This is a genomic window from Mucilaginibacter sp. PPCGB 2223, assembly GCF_001705515.1.
Classification (GTDB): Bacteria; Bacteroidota; Bacteroidia; order Sphingobacteriales; family Sphingobacteriaceae; genus Mucilaginibacter.
Map to the genome: position 1 here is coordinate 1,903,674 of NZ_MDJS01000001.1, position 15,742 is coordinate 1,919,415.

A 15,742-nucleotide genomic window follows, 5' to 3' on the forward strand; every position below is an offset into this window, starting at 1 on the left:
ATGAACTTAGTTTATAGTGATCTGGTGGATATGGGTTTGAGAATAAGGGACGCCCTGGGTCCTGGCCCAGATGGTATAGCCCGAAATCGGCGTATTGCTCAGGTCGTTAAAAGACAAGCTTGCCACCTGACTGTAACTTACGGGAATGAAACCCGCGTCCGCGTCGACCGCGCTGATGATGGACTTGCCCGGAGGCAGCACCACGTATTGTGACGTATACTGGGTACCGCAATTGAGGTTCAGCACTTTGCTGCCGCTGGACAGCTGATGTTGAGGCAGGGCCCTGACGGCTGCCGTATCGGCCGGCTGCGCCGCTGCGGCTCCGAACCCGATAAAATAATAGCCTTGAAAAACCAGCGGGTCACTTGCCGCCGATCCCGAACCGATCTGCCCGCGGCTGTCCGGCGTATGTGTGATCGGGTTATCCAGGACCGGGCCCTGGCTGTAATACCGCGTCGACTGGTAGGTGATCGCCGCCGCGCCGATCGTTTGGCCGGAATCCGTATGGGTAAAAGGGTTTTCGGTAGTACCTGAAGCAATCACGGAGCCATTTTTGCTCAGGGTGACCGAAACGGCGCCGCCGCTATCGCCCTGATTAAAGGCCGACGATAAAGCAATGGACAGCGTCTGGCCGATCTCCAGACCTGCAGTCGTCTGGGTCGAACTTAAGGTTTCGCTTGGTGTACGGTAAGCCGGAGGCGGCAATATCTGCTGGATCTGGTTTTGCAGGTCCATATCCCCCGCTTCCCGGGCACCGGTCTCCAAACCCACCAGCGTGGACGTATTGCTAATCTCCGCTTCCAGGTGATCGCGCATGGCCTTGATCAGCTCGCGCAGGTCAGCGCCCTGCGTTTTGGTCGGATCCGGGTTACTGGCCCCGTTCGCCTTAATGATACTATCAATATAACTGTCTAATATTGGACCTTGATCTGGCATAGTGGTAGGTTTTTGATATGTAAAAAATCAGATGGTTAATTCATTATCGGTCAGGTTAAGCAGTCCAGACGCATTCTGGGCCTGCACTTTAAAACGGTAATAGATCCGGTTGCCGTCCGGGCCGGTCAGCACCAGCGGCGCGGGCAGCTGATAGCTCACCGTCGTGGCCGAGGCGGGCGGCGTCACCCCGTAGATACGCTGCCAGTTCCCCCGGTCGTTCTGTTGGTATAAATAATAGGTGCCTTTATTGGCCGTGACCGGCCAGCTCAGTTCGTTACTGCCGGCAGCATAAGTCAACGCGGGCGGCGGCGGGTTTACCGTATCGATCAGGGTCACCGTCACCACAGCTGAACCCAGGCCCACCACATCTTCCGATTCCTCCCGTTCATTCACGATCGTGCGGATGAAAGCCAGGCGGTAATAGATCACCTCTCCGTAGGGCACGGCCGGCAGATCCGAAAAATCGTCTACCGTCACGATACCCGTATCGGTATCCGTCAGCACGGCAATATCCGTCTGCGTTTCCATCGTTTGGAGCGAAGCCGCGTTGTCAAGGGTATAGGTTCGATAGACCCTTACCTTAGTGATCGGGTCCTCCGCGTCGAAAGGCAAAAGGAAGAACGTTACAGCGACCGGCGAAGTACTCCCCGTTGTTGGGGGGCCAAGGTTGAAGAAACGCACGATCGGCGCGTCGGCAGGCAAGGTATGCAAAATGGTGACCGGGCCCGTAAATAGGCTCAATGGGCCAATTATCAATTGGTTGGTGATTTCGGCACTGCCATAAAAATACAGGAACCGCGAAGAGCCGTTGAGCGTATAGTCGGTCACCCGCACATAACTGGTACTAGGTACGCTGCTTTGTGTGTACTTCCGCACCATCGGGAAGGGATCAAAAGTCGGATCATTGATATCCAGTAAATTACCATCGATATCCCGCAGTTTAGGCAACTTGTTTTCTGTTTGCAGGCCGGTTTTCAGTAAAGAAAATACAGGGGGCTGTGCGGTAAGCGGTAGCAGCGTACTATGTATGGCCGTTTGGTAGCTAGCTTTCTTTTGTGGTAAAGTCATAGTTTGCGGGCCTGTATTGTCGGGTACAGGAAAACCATAAGGTGCCGGTTGCGCGTCAAACACCCTAAAATGTCCGTCGTTAGCCGGGTCATAAATCAGGTTAACCAGTTCGTAATAACGTGCGGTCGCATAATTATCTACCGTCAGCGTACTTAACGCCTGGTGGATCGCGGTTACCGTCGCGGGCAGGTATAGCGCGTTCAGCACATCCTCCGCTGTGGTCCGGTAAAACATAAAGCCATAAGGGCTCCGGGCGTTGCCCGAGGCATCAGGCAAGATGACGTTGTCGAACGTAAATGCAGCCTTGGTCGTTGCGTCGGGCCGCACCTTGAGCCCGTAGTTCAGCGGCTCGGGTAATTGCACCGGTTCAACAATCTTCCGCGCCAGCAAAACGGCTGGCGGAGATACCCAGGATACGAACCCGCTCCGGCCTGGCCCCAAATCCGTTTCCTGTAAGGCCAGCATCGTCTTTTTATCATTCGCAGCGCCGGACGGCAATATATTTGGTCCGTTGAACGCGTGATCCGGCGGTGGTTCAGGGTAGAGATACACTTTATAACCCGGATGATAATTTACACCGGCCAGCAAATCAGACGAGCTAACCGAAGTCTGAACCGGATCATCTGCGTAGCCTCCATCATAAATATACAACTGCAGCGGGCTGGTACTACTGATCCGGATGACATCTAATATTTTTTTGGTCGTGGGATCATCGGCCAATGGCAAGCGAATCTGCCCATTATACCAACTCACATAGGGCGCGTGCAAGGTTCCCGGTGCATTCGCGCCCGGGTTTGCAGGATCAAAAGGCAAGTTATTCTGCGGGTGGGGCGCCAGGCTGATATCCGGGGTAAAGGTGATCTGGTAATAACCGTTCATAACATTCCCGTCAACATCCAAAGCCTGCAATACGGATGCGCTGCCGTAAATACCGCCCACCAAAAGGCGCCGCACGTTCGTTCCATCACCAGGCGTGATCTCCAGTACCGGATGCATCGGATCGCCGAAATCGATCAACTGGACGTCTTCCGCAACAGGCAGCCAGTTTCCTTCTTCTGACAGGTTTTCCGTAACGGTAAAACGGCTACCCACAGCCGGATAAGTATAGGTTTGGTACGCACCATACACTCCGGGGTTTGACGGATCATCAACCGCATTGGTCTGGGCAACCTTTTGTACCACAAATACCGGCTTGCCGGCGTTATCAGATATGCTGACCACCGGAAACTGACCTTCCGTTGTCGATAGCAAGGAACCAATAAAGCGAGCCTGATCGGTACTGGCGATAAAAGGCGCCGCACTCGTACCATCCAGCATAACAAAGTCATCCGTGTACAGACTCAGCAACGTATCAGAGCCACCTACCGGTACAATATCCGTTAGGATACCAACCACCTGTAGGGGCTGGTCGGTTTTAAACCATACTTTTGACCGGGTCGGCTTTACAACTTTTGAAAAATCGAAACCGCCTATGTTTCTGACATAAGACAGGTCAATAAGGTCTAAGCGATTAAAAGTTATTCGTGTAAAATTGGTATCCTGTCCCGGGAACTGGGCTGCACGGCCGGCAAGCCAGTCCTGCTCTGTTTGCGTGGTAAATAACAGGATGTCTTCCTGCTGAATATACTGAACACCTACCCCGGTCGGCGGCGTCAGCGTATTATGCGGCGGAAATTCCGTGTCATTGGTGAATACCTCGTCACTTAAAACCGACAATCGCGAAAGAAAGTTGATCCCATAAATCGCATAAGCATGGATACCATCATTCGTCTCCAAATGAACATACAAAGATGTTTGGTCGTCCATTACCGGCACCGGTTCTAACACACCCGTATCCGGAAAATCGGCATCGTAGGCATAGTAAGGATAAGACAACAAAAAAGTACTGGTGATACTCGGTTTAGCATAGTTGGGTACGGTGTTCAGCCGGTACTCGATACCATAAGTGCCCGACTGCGGGTGATCAAAATTATTAAAATCCGAAGGTTGGCTAAGATCATTAAAAAACGTACTCCCGGCCATTTCAAAAGGATATAACTGCCGTCCGATGTTGACCAGCCGTTCCTCACCGTGAACCGCATAACCGTTATCATCATAAATTGTACGATCGCCATTATCAGCAGGCAGGGTATATTTCACCGGGCGCATTACCGGTTTCTCAGGTAAACGTGTATCTGATAAACCTGTTGGAAGACTTAAGTACTGATAAGTAGTATTTTGCTGTGAATTTAAACCATCTCTGTTAACATAAGTAACCTGATAAACATACTGCTGTGCGCCAAGGTCATTGACCGAGGTATCGATATGGCCCATCCCCATCATTCGTGCCCAATGGTAATCTACCATCAGCATATTCATCATATCCAGGTAACTTACCGGAATCCCCGGGGCATCCGGCATTGAAGGGTCCGTGAACTGACCAACCGCGCGGGGATCGGTTTGACTGATCTCCAGATAGTTTTGCACACCGGTTTTCACTGGCATACCCATTTCATGCGGAGTTAGCCATTGGTCCTGGTAGTTGGCTACTTTTAAGCGCGTACCCAAGGTATTCAGGGGCCACAGGTCATCAATCGGGTAGGCGCTGTTTTCTAAGCGGTCAAATACCACTTCGTCTGTTACCGATAATGCAAAATCGGCACCTAAGATGACCCAGTCGCCGATTGTTCGGGTATTGGCGAAATCAGCATAGGTTTCAATCGATATGGACTGCAAATACCCCTCTGCAGATTTTTGAGCCCGGAAGCGTACGATATTTTCGCCCAAAAACTGCCCTGTTACCGGTTCGGCCGAGTTTGCCATAATCGTTTTCTGCACACCAATCACTTCGGAAGCGGTACCAGTGGTATCAAAAACGGAAACCGCCTGTATTTTTAAAAAGGCCTGACTGTTGCCTTCATTCAGCCGGAAATCATAAGCAACTGAAAAAGCGTTCTTATTATCTACCGATATTTCCAGCTGGCCGTTATACAATTTCAAAAAGCCAAAAGGATCTGAAGTCGGGTCTGTATCGAGCGAAATGGTCGCATACGCCGAAACATCATTGAAGGTAACCCGTATATGATTGGTAATCTTCTGGCTTCCGTAAGTAACGTTGATTACATAGGTCCAGGTAAGCGTATTATAATCGATCGCCGGAAGCGCCGTTCCAAAATCAAGGGTTGTTACTACCGGATTGACGTAAGGCGTCCTGGATAAAGTCACATAATCATCAAGCTTATTGTAACCGGTAGGGATCACATCCGGCAGGCCGTTATAGTAACCGCCCTGAGGTAGGTGATTGGCTCCCAGGTCGCCGGTTAAAAGCCAACGCAGATGCACACCACGAGGTACACCATCCGTACCAGGTGAACCAGCGGCCTGTAAAACTAGATTCAGCGAATTATTAGAAAAATCAGTAGATACACTGCACGGATTCAGGCCCGCCTGAGCCAGGGCTTCACGCAGCTGTTTAAAGACATCCAGTACAGGAATAAAGGTGGTGATCAGGCTTTGCACATCGCCACTACTTAACCCGGGAGTGTACCTGCAGAACAGTTTAAAGATGTTAAGTATAGTTTGAAAACGGCTGCTGTAGCTGCTGTTCCGTTCGTCAATGAGCCCTACATTAAAATCATACCCTGAAAAATCCCAGTATTCGAACTCTCCATCCACAAAATCTACCGAAAAGTCCGTCGAAGAATAATCGAGGCGTTCAAAATCCCCGGCCTGTTGACCGTCGATTGTAACGGAGACTCCTTGCAAATGCCCCAGGATCCAGATGGTTTGGTTATATAGTTTTTTTAAGACGTCCTGTTCAAAAATGCCCAGCAGGTCCAATATGTCGGTATGACCATCGAAAGCGCCGCTGTCACCGGTCGCCTGTATAGCGAACAAGCAGTTGGCCATATCACTATAGTCTGCACAGAATACATAAGCGTTGGTTTGTAATGGCATTTTTAATGTATTGATTGATCGTTCTTATTGTTTTAGTTTACATTTCGGCGGTGATGCTTATACCCGGACCATCATACTGTTCCTGAAGCACATAGTTCGTTCCGTCGAATATTTTATAAATAAAGCTTAACTGCATGGATCCCGACGGGATGTTCATTGCGGTATTGGTGATAAATACCGCAGAGTTGTCCCGCGAATAAATAGTTATGAATTGATCCGGCCCTATGATGGTCGTATCAGGCAGGGTCAATGTCGCGGCAACGGTTCCAGCCAAAGCATCAGATGGTAATTTCGGATCATTGAAAGGCTCGGGGTTGTAAACGATAACACCGAGTATTTTGCGGTTCGCTGCATCAGCCGGATCTGCATTGATCACCGGGCGGATCACCGTATAATTAAAAGGCTCTAGAGTTCCTTGTTTTAACCCGCCAAACACCATCCGGTCAAATGGAGTGGAATATTGTATCGTCTGTGCCGGGTCATCCGTCGGGTCGTTATCGATTAGCAGCTTAAGCGTGTTATCAATATAGTCCTGTGTAAAGGCAACATTCGCTTTATAAACTGCATACTTCTCGCTGCCGGCAGTCGCATCCAGTACATAACTGCCTGCCTGGGCCGTAAACGTGGCGTACCTGGATGAAATAAAGCTGAATTTATACACTTCCACGGCATCATTATTGGCGCCATAGACGCCCGTAAACAAAGCGGTATATAAACGGTTTGGCTGCAGATCGTCAAAATGATAGGTTGCCCGCCGCAATGTTTTCAGCAAAGGCGACGACATCGGGTCGCAGCCCCCCTGTGAAGCGGCGCGGTTAAACAAATAAAGCAATTGCTGGTCGGCAGGCAGGCTGGTATAATTGCTATCGTCAATCAGTGTGGTATGCGGCGGTTCCCAAACCAGCTGCGGTGTCAAAATATTGCCTCCTGTATCAATCAGTTGGAGTTGCAGGCTACTACTCACGGCCTCCATACCCAGGTAACTGTCCCAGTTTGAAAACATCGCGTTCAGGTAAGGTTGCGTAAAAAATAATTTAACCTGCGGATCATGACACAGTACCGGCTTGCTCAAGTTATACCGGCCTTGTGCGTCCGGATACGAACGCTGATAATCGATATAAGACTGGAGTGTTGATAATTTGAAGGCATTACTTTTATCGGCATCGGCCAATGCTTTATATACCGCGCTTTGTTGATGGAAGTGCCCAAGCGGGCCGGCGGTCTTAAACCCAAAAATATGGGTCTTGATATTGGCTGATGGCACGTTCTGGCTATCGTTCACCCGATCCTGAGTAGTGATTTTGATCGCAAAAATCGTATTCGGCCGCCAAACCGGTTGTACTGTTTTATTGATCGTGTCGCTCAATATCTGAACTTCATTCAGCAAGCCTGCCGGCGTAGGGCCATTATCGGCAACCCTGCGCTGCAGGACACCGGTCACGTACGAGAGCTGATCCAGATAGGTATAAGTATCAGGTACCGCATACGGGGCCAGTTCTGCCGGTATATCGGCACTTATTTTCAGGACCTTATCAATATACACGTCGACTTTTCCCGTTTCCCGATTAACCGATATCAAAATGCGTTTATATTGAGCCCTGCTTACTTTTGAAGTATTGCAATCCACCGTATAGGATTCTGTTGCTGTAATAGCCGAACTCGTTTTTCCGCTGTAACAGGTCAGCAAAATACTAAATGCAGGCACCGTTGCCCCGGTATTATAGAAGGTCGCCGGATTGGCGGCTGTCGTTTGCACTAAGTGCAAAGAATAGCCTCTTTTATTACCGGACAGCGGATCCTGCTTAACTTTATACAGCAAAGTACTGATGCCCGCTGAAAACGGACTGAACTCGGCAGTTACTTCAAACGAGAAGCTGCTGTTTTCAACCTTCAGCAAAGGATCATAAGGCACGATAACCGCATCGTTAACCGAAACGAAGTAATACACTTGATGCTGTTGCTGCACCTGCTGGGCATCCGGGGCATAAAAACCGGGAACTTTAGCTGGCCTGCCCACGGCAAAACCTTTCAGCCCATGAATACCATCGATGAGCGTATCCAGCCTCCATTGTGCAACGACGCCTGTCGCCCCCTGATAATCCAACGCCAATACCTGCACTCCCGTAAAGCTCTGGTTATACCAGGTCGCGAACATCAATCCTTTCGCCTGCTCTACATTTGGGTTGAGGCCCGGAACAACGAGGTTTGCCGGCAACTGATAATGCCCCCCAAATACGATATTACCTTCATAATCGGGCAATGCAACCGGGATAAAAGTCAGTCTGACATGGTCAATCGGTACATTCACATTATTATACGCTACCTGGGTTTGCTGCTGGCCGGGTACCAGGGTAACCGAACTAACCACCTCGTCAAACTCGAAAACTCGCCCGAACAGCATGGGTATAGGCACAATTTTTATGAAATCGACAACTATGTGGTTCTGGTTATCGCCTATATTTAATTTAGCTACGGCTATGGGGCTTGGGAAACGTATGTCTAGTTGTCCCTGGTTGCCATCGATCCGTAAACTTAAATTATTAAAGCTCGGGTCCTGGCTTACCCTCCCATTTACGCCGTTAAATGTAAAGGTGAGTAATTGTACATTATTCGGCGTATCGGGAGGGTAAACCGTTCCCCCGGCAACCAGTTTCCAATTAACAACGATTTCTTTCTGCACCGTCTCGTAACAGAAAATATCCTTGTTTTTAAAATTACGGGCAGCCATCGCCAGCAGGTTTTTATCCGAACCGTTTGCATAACTGAACATGTTTTGCGATAGTAACCTGATCTTGTTGTATTTATTTTTGTCGGTAAACTGCCAATAACCGGGCTTCAGTTGGCTAAGGTCAATCGCGTCCGGTCCCGCATTCGAGGAGACGATCGCCGTTACCGCCTCGTACACATTATAAGGCTGCCAGCTGTTCAGAGCTGGGCTCCAGGCGTAAATATCCAGCGATGCAACCTCGTACTGGTGTTTATTCTGATTGCTGATCCCTTTTTGCGGCGGTATCATTTCTGAATAACCATCTGGTAATTGGTTCTCGGCACCACCTAAAAAACTACCCGGAATAACCGGCTTCAGCAACTCAATATCTATAAAACTATCCAGAGGTATAGTCACGTTGGTTACATCCGTGGCCGATAAAAAGTTGTGCTTCCAATAGATGCCTTGCGTCGTCGGCGGCGGTATGACCGTCATGTTCTCATACATCACATAATTCACCGGAAAAACTTCGTTGGTTAAAATATTGACCGCGGTTACCGGCACATAGTCTTTACCATCGGGGAGCGCCAAAACAGGTAACGGGGCCGCGGTGGCATCATTGTTGTTTTTATGCCAACCCACCTCAATGGTCACCGAAACACGGAAGAAAAAGAGGCGCACCGAAATCTCTACGCTGCCACTGATATGGAAGGGGCTTGGAACCTCTACCGCCAATACCAGCTGCGCGCTCAAACCGATTTGCTTACCGAAAATAAGCGCGCCCGCGCTGCCACCTGCGTTGATATATCCACCGATTTGTACCGGTTTAAAGCTGATATGTCCGCCTAAGTCGATATGGCCTTCAATGTAAACGCCAACCGGGCCTACTGTTTTACGGTAACTGAACTGAATACCCGCGCCGGCCTTAATACCCTGCGAAGACAACATCAGATAAGCGTAGCCATCAAACAATGTCAGCAAACGGGCACTTACCCTTGCGTTATCCGGGGTATCGCGACCCAGGTTAATATACCACGCCGAACTATCGGTATACGAGAATCCTACATCAAATGTCGCATCCAGCCCGATTAGCCACCCCTTCAACGAGCCGCTATCCGGCAGATTGTAATGTAACGCCAGGTGGGTTTCGAAAGATTGCGGCGAGATCAACACAGCTGCGCTGAACGGCGGATCTGCATCGTCCATCAGGCCCAGTCTTTTCCGGATAATGCCGGCCTGTCCCTGCAGGACAAAGGCGCCGGGCACCCCGAGCAACAGGAACAGCTTGCTCGAAAAAATAAATCCCGAATCAAACTCGGTCGCGATCGACACACCCGCTCCGATGGAGTACCCCTGTTGGTTCGCGAACTTATCAATCTCGATTCCCTGCTTATGGGTGATCGTACTCGGCGTTTTGTAATACTCCCACCAATTGTGGCTCGGCGGGTGCGTAGCCGACCAGGAAGGGATATAATGCTGACCAATCAGGCCGCGGAAACCGTAGATACCCAACCCGGTGCCGCCCAGCGGTATGGCTGTCGATAGCTCGATACCGATATCGACCAGGAATGAGGGGATACTCGGCGTGAGCTGCATTGCCGCACTGCCCGATATATCCAGTTTGGGGAGCGAGAAACTCACTTTACCCGCATATTCGGTACCTGCCGTAGACGTCGCAATTCCCGGGTCGGGATTTTTCATCGACAAGTAACCCTGTAAAATAAATATTGCGTCCTCTTTGGAAGCGTCGCCTGGTATTGTGATATCGATCTCCAGGCCATCGATACTTAGGAACTGGTCAAAAGTACCGTGATCATGTGTAAAATAATATTTGATCCCGTTACCGGTCGCTTCCAGGCCCGCTGCGCCGGTATTGACCATCCCGTCGAAACCGAAATAATAGTAATTACGCCCGTTGCGCTGGACGGAGCCGAGTGCCAAATGCGACACCTCCAGTTTAACCGGGCCGACCGAAAGTTTGAACGCTTTCGGCACCACCAGACCGCCACCCTCAAACTCGATATCGCCATTCTCCCAGATGACCAGTTTGTTGATCAGGATCCCTTTCGGCAATATCTGGCCGAGGACCGGCAGGTTAACGATGAAATCCAGCGTTCCGGCCACGGCCACAAAAAAACGCCCGTTCTGCTCTCCCAACGTCAGGCTGCGGATCGACAGTGTAAACACATTCGGCAGCGTAAAAACCGGCAGCACGGTCAGCGCCTTGGCTGTGATCGAAAAATCGCCCGAGTCCTTGATATTGACGTCGATCCCGATCACCGGCGGGTTACCATTGTTAGTGAAATTATCGGGCAGCATCAGCAACCCGCTGATCGCACAGCCCGTGATCACATTCTGCCGGAAGGTCATCGCGAACGTATCCAGCTCCACCCCAAAGCTGCCGAATTTGCGGTAGATCGAACCGCCCGACGCATCGATACCGATCGTACCCGACACCCCGCCCGTACCGATCAGGAAATTCCGGGCATAGATCGTCGTACTGGTATTGGCCGTGTCATCCGAACCGAATTTGCCAAAGGTGATCGAGGCCTGCTGCACGTATAGCCCCATGAAGTCGACCGGGTAACCCGCGGCATCCGCCTCGGGTATATTCGTGGTGCGGCTCAGGTCCAGCTTGGCATTGGTAAAACTGATGATCAGGCCCGTATTGGCGATCTGCGAATACTGCGGGATCAGCGATCCGCCCAGTTCGAGCTGCGTGCCGATACCTGCCCGGGTATCCACATAAAACGTGGCCTCGATAAATTTAAAAACGGTTTTGGTATTCGGTATCACCGTTCCGTCGGCTGTTACCGGCTGTAACATCGTCGTCGGGAACTCGATACCTGCCGACAGCGACAGGCTGGCCTTGATTTGCGGGACCAGCAATTTGCTGATATAATCCTCTATCCCATCCGGTACCGCGATATTAAAGAACCGCTGTAGTTTGGTCTTGGTGACCGACAGATCGGTATCCGAAATATAGAGACCGAACATGAGCTCGGAAACACTGTGCGGGATATGTGCGTTTTCAGTGATCAGATCAGCCAGCAGGCTTACCGTCGGGGTTTGCCCGGCAGGCAAAGTCAGGTTAGCACCGGGGTAGGCTAAGTTGATATCATCCAGCATCTGTTGATAGACCGTGGTCGTATCGTTACCGGGCGTAACAAAAAAATTCAGCGTATTGGCGATCACCTGGCTGTCGCTGATCCGGAAGACCTGCAACCCCAGGGCATAAAAACCATCCGGAGCATACGAAAAACCCGGCAGGTTGAACGAACGCAGAAAGGCCAGGATCTGCCACTGGTATTGCAGGCTCACCGGGAACGACGAGATCGAACTATCCCCCGCATCATCCGGATTAAGCACCAAACGCAAGCCGAAAGGCAGATCGATACCGATATTTTTTCCTACAATATCCAGGCTGTAAAAAGCCGCGTCGCCGCGCGCGCTTCTGGAATATTGCAGGTTTTTATAATGGATACTATCCAGCAACAGATCCAAACCGGTTTCGGCGAAATGCAAAAACTCAGGCAGGTCATCCACCGTTATCACTTCTGATAAGCGCGGGTAGTATCTGCTGGTAACCGGGTTGGATGATGTTGGCATGGGTAGTAATGTTAATTGCTTTTCTTAATACAATTCGATTCTAAAACACAATGAAATCATATAATGATATATTAAAATTAGATGACTTCTATTATTACTTATCCTTAAGAATACCTTGTTTTTCATATCTCCGGCATTTTAGTAGGATTGGGAAAGCCTGTATAACGAACTGAGTAGTCATCATAAGCCCATGTACCATTCAGCACCTGGATAATGATGTCAATGGTTGCAATCAAACTTTGTGTTTTAATCGGGAAACTCCATGGAATTTTAAAGTAATCGTCTGTTTTTCTGCTTTCAAAAGCTTCAAGTGTCGCAATGCTTAATTCCGGTCCCTTTGAAGCAATTAACGTTTTTGTTTGATTTAAGACATCTATCATCGCAGTTTTGTCTTCAACGCTGGTTATACCATTGTCAAATAATATATTTGACATACCAACGTTTGCACCTTGCCTATTAAAATCACAGTATCCATAAATTTTCTGTAGACCTGCTGAAAAAGTATTAACTCCAATGCTTTCAAAAGTTTCACAGATATATTCGCTCAAAACTTCGATGAAAGCTTGATGAATCCAAAATCCAAGGGAATTAAATTTTATTTTTGAAAAATCAGCCATTTTTTTAGTTAATAATTATAAGGTGATTGGGATTTACAAATTCTCTATACTTGTATGTGGGATCATTGATTTTATTCATTATAGTAGTCCTCAGTTGAGGATCATAATTGTCGAAATTTTTGAGGTCGATAACCACTATATCCAATTTGGGTTTACCGTCCTTTGCTACTTTTATTTTTAAAAAATGATCGTCTATTGATTCTAAAAATTGTTCTATAAATTGAGTAGGGTTTTTTTTCCAGTTTTTTTCAAAAGCAACAATAGGAGATCCTAGCGGATCAACACTTTTGTTAATATAATCGCCTGCTGTGGCTACCGCATCACCTGCGTCCAATGCACTGCTAGGCCTTAACTTCATTTTATATATAATATCTAGTTCTACCATAGATTCCATTTCACTATTTCGCTTTTTCTTTGGTTCGCCGGTCTTACTGCTAATATCAACATCTATCCATTTACCCGTATCCAAACGCCGCTGAACCTCTTCATCAACATAGTTTTTATACCAATTATTAAAAGAGGTTAATTTGTCTGCGTTTACTACATCCCTTTCAGCATTCGATAAACCTTGCCAGTATTGTATATATTCGGGACTGTTTTTTAGTCTGAGCAACAAGTCATCAGGAATATCTCCAAAATCGTTCAAAAATCTGGCTAAATCAGCGTTATTTAGATTTAATAAAGCTTTTCGCAATTCTGTACTATCAGAAAACCTCATTATGGCAGTTGCTACTGCATCGCCCGCCAAAACCCTAACATTATTAATAACATCTTCGGTTACTCCTTTATTAGTTAATATTGTTCTTAAATCAGCAACCAAACTGTCATATGCTGCGGTTACTTGTTTTGCTGCAAAGGTTACCTTTCCTTTAATTATAGGATGAGTGCAAACAGAGCCAAATAGTATTAATCCAAAAAAGCCATCCAAATATGAAGTAAACTGCTCCAGGCCCGGAGATACTGTGGTTTGGTTTATGTAATGCGATATGGCCCAGCCATTTCCAGCTGTGAATTGTACAGTTTCATTGATTCCCCTTATTGCGTCCCACGATAATACAGCTTGTGATGCAGGTAGTGATGATAATTGTTCAAATTGAGAAACTTGTTTCAAATAACCCAAATCAGTCACTTCACCAATGCCCGTAAAATTTAAGCCTATGTTGACAACTAACTCAATAAATGCATCTGCATCCTTAACCTCTTTATAATCATTGGCATAATACAAATAAAATAATGGAATACAATTTGCATTGGGCATTTTAAGTGTCAAGTCTGCCTGAAAACCAATTAAAGATACTGGCTGATAAAAGTCATATGTACCATATAATTCACTGTCTTCCGGTTCAAGGCTGCCATGTTCGATGTTAAATTTTTCGGTTACAACATGGTAAGCGATAATCTTTTTCCCATCCAGTTTTAAATTAAAAGTAGAGGTGTAAGACACCAAGTCATCGGTAGGTGTAGTACTGAATACAAAAAGGACTGTCGCATTATTAGGATCATAATGTTGTATCCCTGTTGCTGTCATATAATAAGATTCAGGATATATACCTGCATCGTTAGGTGGCGACGTATATTTAGGAGATGGATAGCGAGGGTTGTATATTGATTTATTCCATATTTGATATAAAAACTCTATGAATTTTTTTCGGTCATCAGGTTTACCCAGAATGCCTCCTACAATCCTTCCCGCTTTGTTATCTCCAATAATATTTCCTACTTCGTTTTCACCTAAAAAATTGTAAATTACTTCAAAGACTGTTTCGTCTTTAGCAACTCCAAATGCCCCTATTTTGCTTAATTGTGCTAAGAAGTCATCCCCCTGTACATCAGTTAAGGTAACAGATTCAACTACTTTTAGAATCAGTTTTGGAGCGTTATTCAAAAGCCATTTTGCATCAGCAGACGGGGATAATGATTGATTTACAGGCAAATAAGGCAAGGTTAATGTTGTAAGAACAGTGGAGGCAACATCAATTAATTGTAACTTTTTACTTGTTAAAATGGCTTGGGTAATAATGAACAATTTATCATAAACAGAAAATACAGATATCCCACTGGCTGACAAACAATTAACTAACCAAAACAATTTTATTTGTTCATTGGCCGTTGCGATAACTGTTTGATTTGCATAAGCCGCATTATAAAAATTTGTCAAATTGGAAAAATAATCGACAATATCCTGTAAAGAGGGTTTGACAAATATTGTTCCAGTTTGCCACTCTGAATTCTGATTAGCTATGTAGATTGATAGATTGGTAGATGAAGAAAATAATGGGAAAATATCCCTATTGATACGATGTATCAATAGTGCAATAAGGCTTATATAATAAGCGCCATTGTTCTTATCATCTGTAAAATCACTACTATTAATCAATGATATATTCTTACTGTAAAATGCGCTAGATATCTGCGAGACAGTTATTGATTCTGTTGTTAGTGTATACCCCGGTTGGATTATTATATTAAAATGTGCATCATCTAAGACTTTTGCTTTAGGGTCAAAATTCCATGAATATTTATTTACCGTACAAAAATCATTATAAGGTGTTTCAACCTTCAAGAAACGAACAATCACAGTATCATTTAGTACAGCATCCGGTATTTTGTTTAAAGCGAGTTTAGCTCCCGCAATATTTACTCCATCAGTGGTTAAGTACTTTAGAAATTGTGATTCGTCATAATAGCCTGCTGTTAATTCTGCCCAGTTTTTGTCAGCGTAATTGAATCTGTCTTTAGATACATGGACATATTTTACTGTGCCAAATTTGAACGTGGCAATAAATCCCGTTTTATTATTAAATGTAACTTGAGAAAGACTTGTCATCTGCCTTACCTTTCCGTCCATAAATACTGCCGCTTCTGCCAT

5 protein-coding genes are annotated in these 15,742 nt (G+C 46.9%); all 5 read right to left on the reverse strand.

Annotation, left to right across the window (positions count from 1 at the left end):
* Positions 1-6: 6 nt before the first annotated feature.
* Positions 7-936, reverse strand: a complete 930-nt coding sequence (locus tag BEL04_RS08305; protein ID WP_066002212.1) for a hypothetical protein — start codon at positions 934-936, stop codon at positions 7-9.
* A 27-nt stretch (positions 937-963) separates the two neighbouring features.
* Positions 964-5,940 (reverse strand): hypothetical protein, encoded by a 4,977-nt coding sequence (locus BEL04_RS08310; protein ID WP_066002214.1) that lies wholly within the window; start codon positions 5,938-5,940, stop codon positions 964-966.
* Positions 5,941-5,977: 37 nt separating this feature from the next.
* Positions 5,978-12,256 (reverse strand): hypothetical protein, encoded by a 6,279-nt coding sequence (locus BEL04_RS08315; protein ID WP_066002216.1) that lies wholly within the window; start codon positions 12,254-12,256, stop codon positions 5,978-5,980.
* 122 nt (positions 12,257-12,378) lie between these two features.
* A complete protein-coding gene (locus BEL04_RS08320) occupies positions 12,379-12,873 on the reverse strand; it encodes a hypothetical protein (RefSeq protein ID WP_066002218.1) in 495 nt (164 codons plus the stop codon).
* Between the two features lie 4 nt (positions 12,874-12,877).
* A complete protein-coding gene (locus BEL04_RS08325) occupies positions 12,878-15,742 on the reverse strand; it encodes a hypothetical protein (RefSeq protein ID WP_066002221.1) in 2,865 nt (954 codons plus the stop codon).

Bases quoted from the DNA above. Each gene is read 5' to 3' on its own strand.
- BEL04_RS08310 (WP_066002214.1), bottom strand. From the start codon at position 5,940: ATGCCATTACAAACCAACGCTTATGTATTCTGTGCAGACTATAGTGAT.
- BEL04_RS08320 (WP_066002218.1), bottom strand. From the start codon at position 12,873: ATGGCTGATTTTTCAAAAATAAAATTTAATTCCCTTGGATTTTGGATT.
- BEL04_RS08315 (WP_066002216.1), bottom strand. From the start codon at position 12,256: ATGCCAACATCATCCAACCCGGTTACCAGCAGATACTACCCGCGCTTA.
- BEL04_RS08325 (WP_066002221.1), bottom strand. From the start codon at position 15,742: ATGGCAGAAGCGGCAGTATTTATGGACGGAAAGGTAAGGCAGATGACA.
- BEL04_RS08305 (WP_066002212.1), bottom strand. From the start codon at position 936: ATGCCAGATCAAGGTCCAATATTAGACAGTTATATTGATAGTATCATT.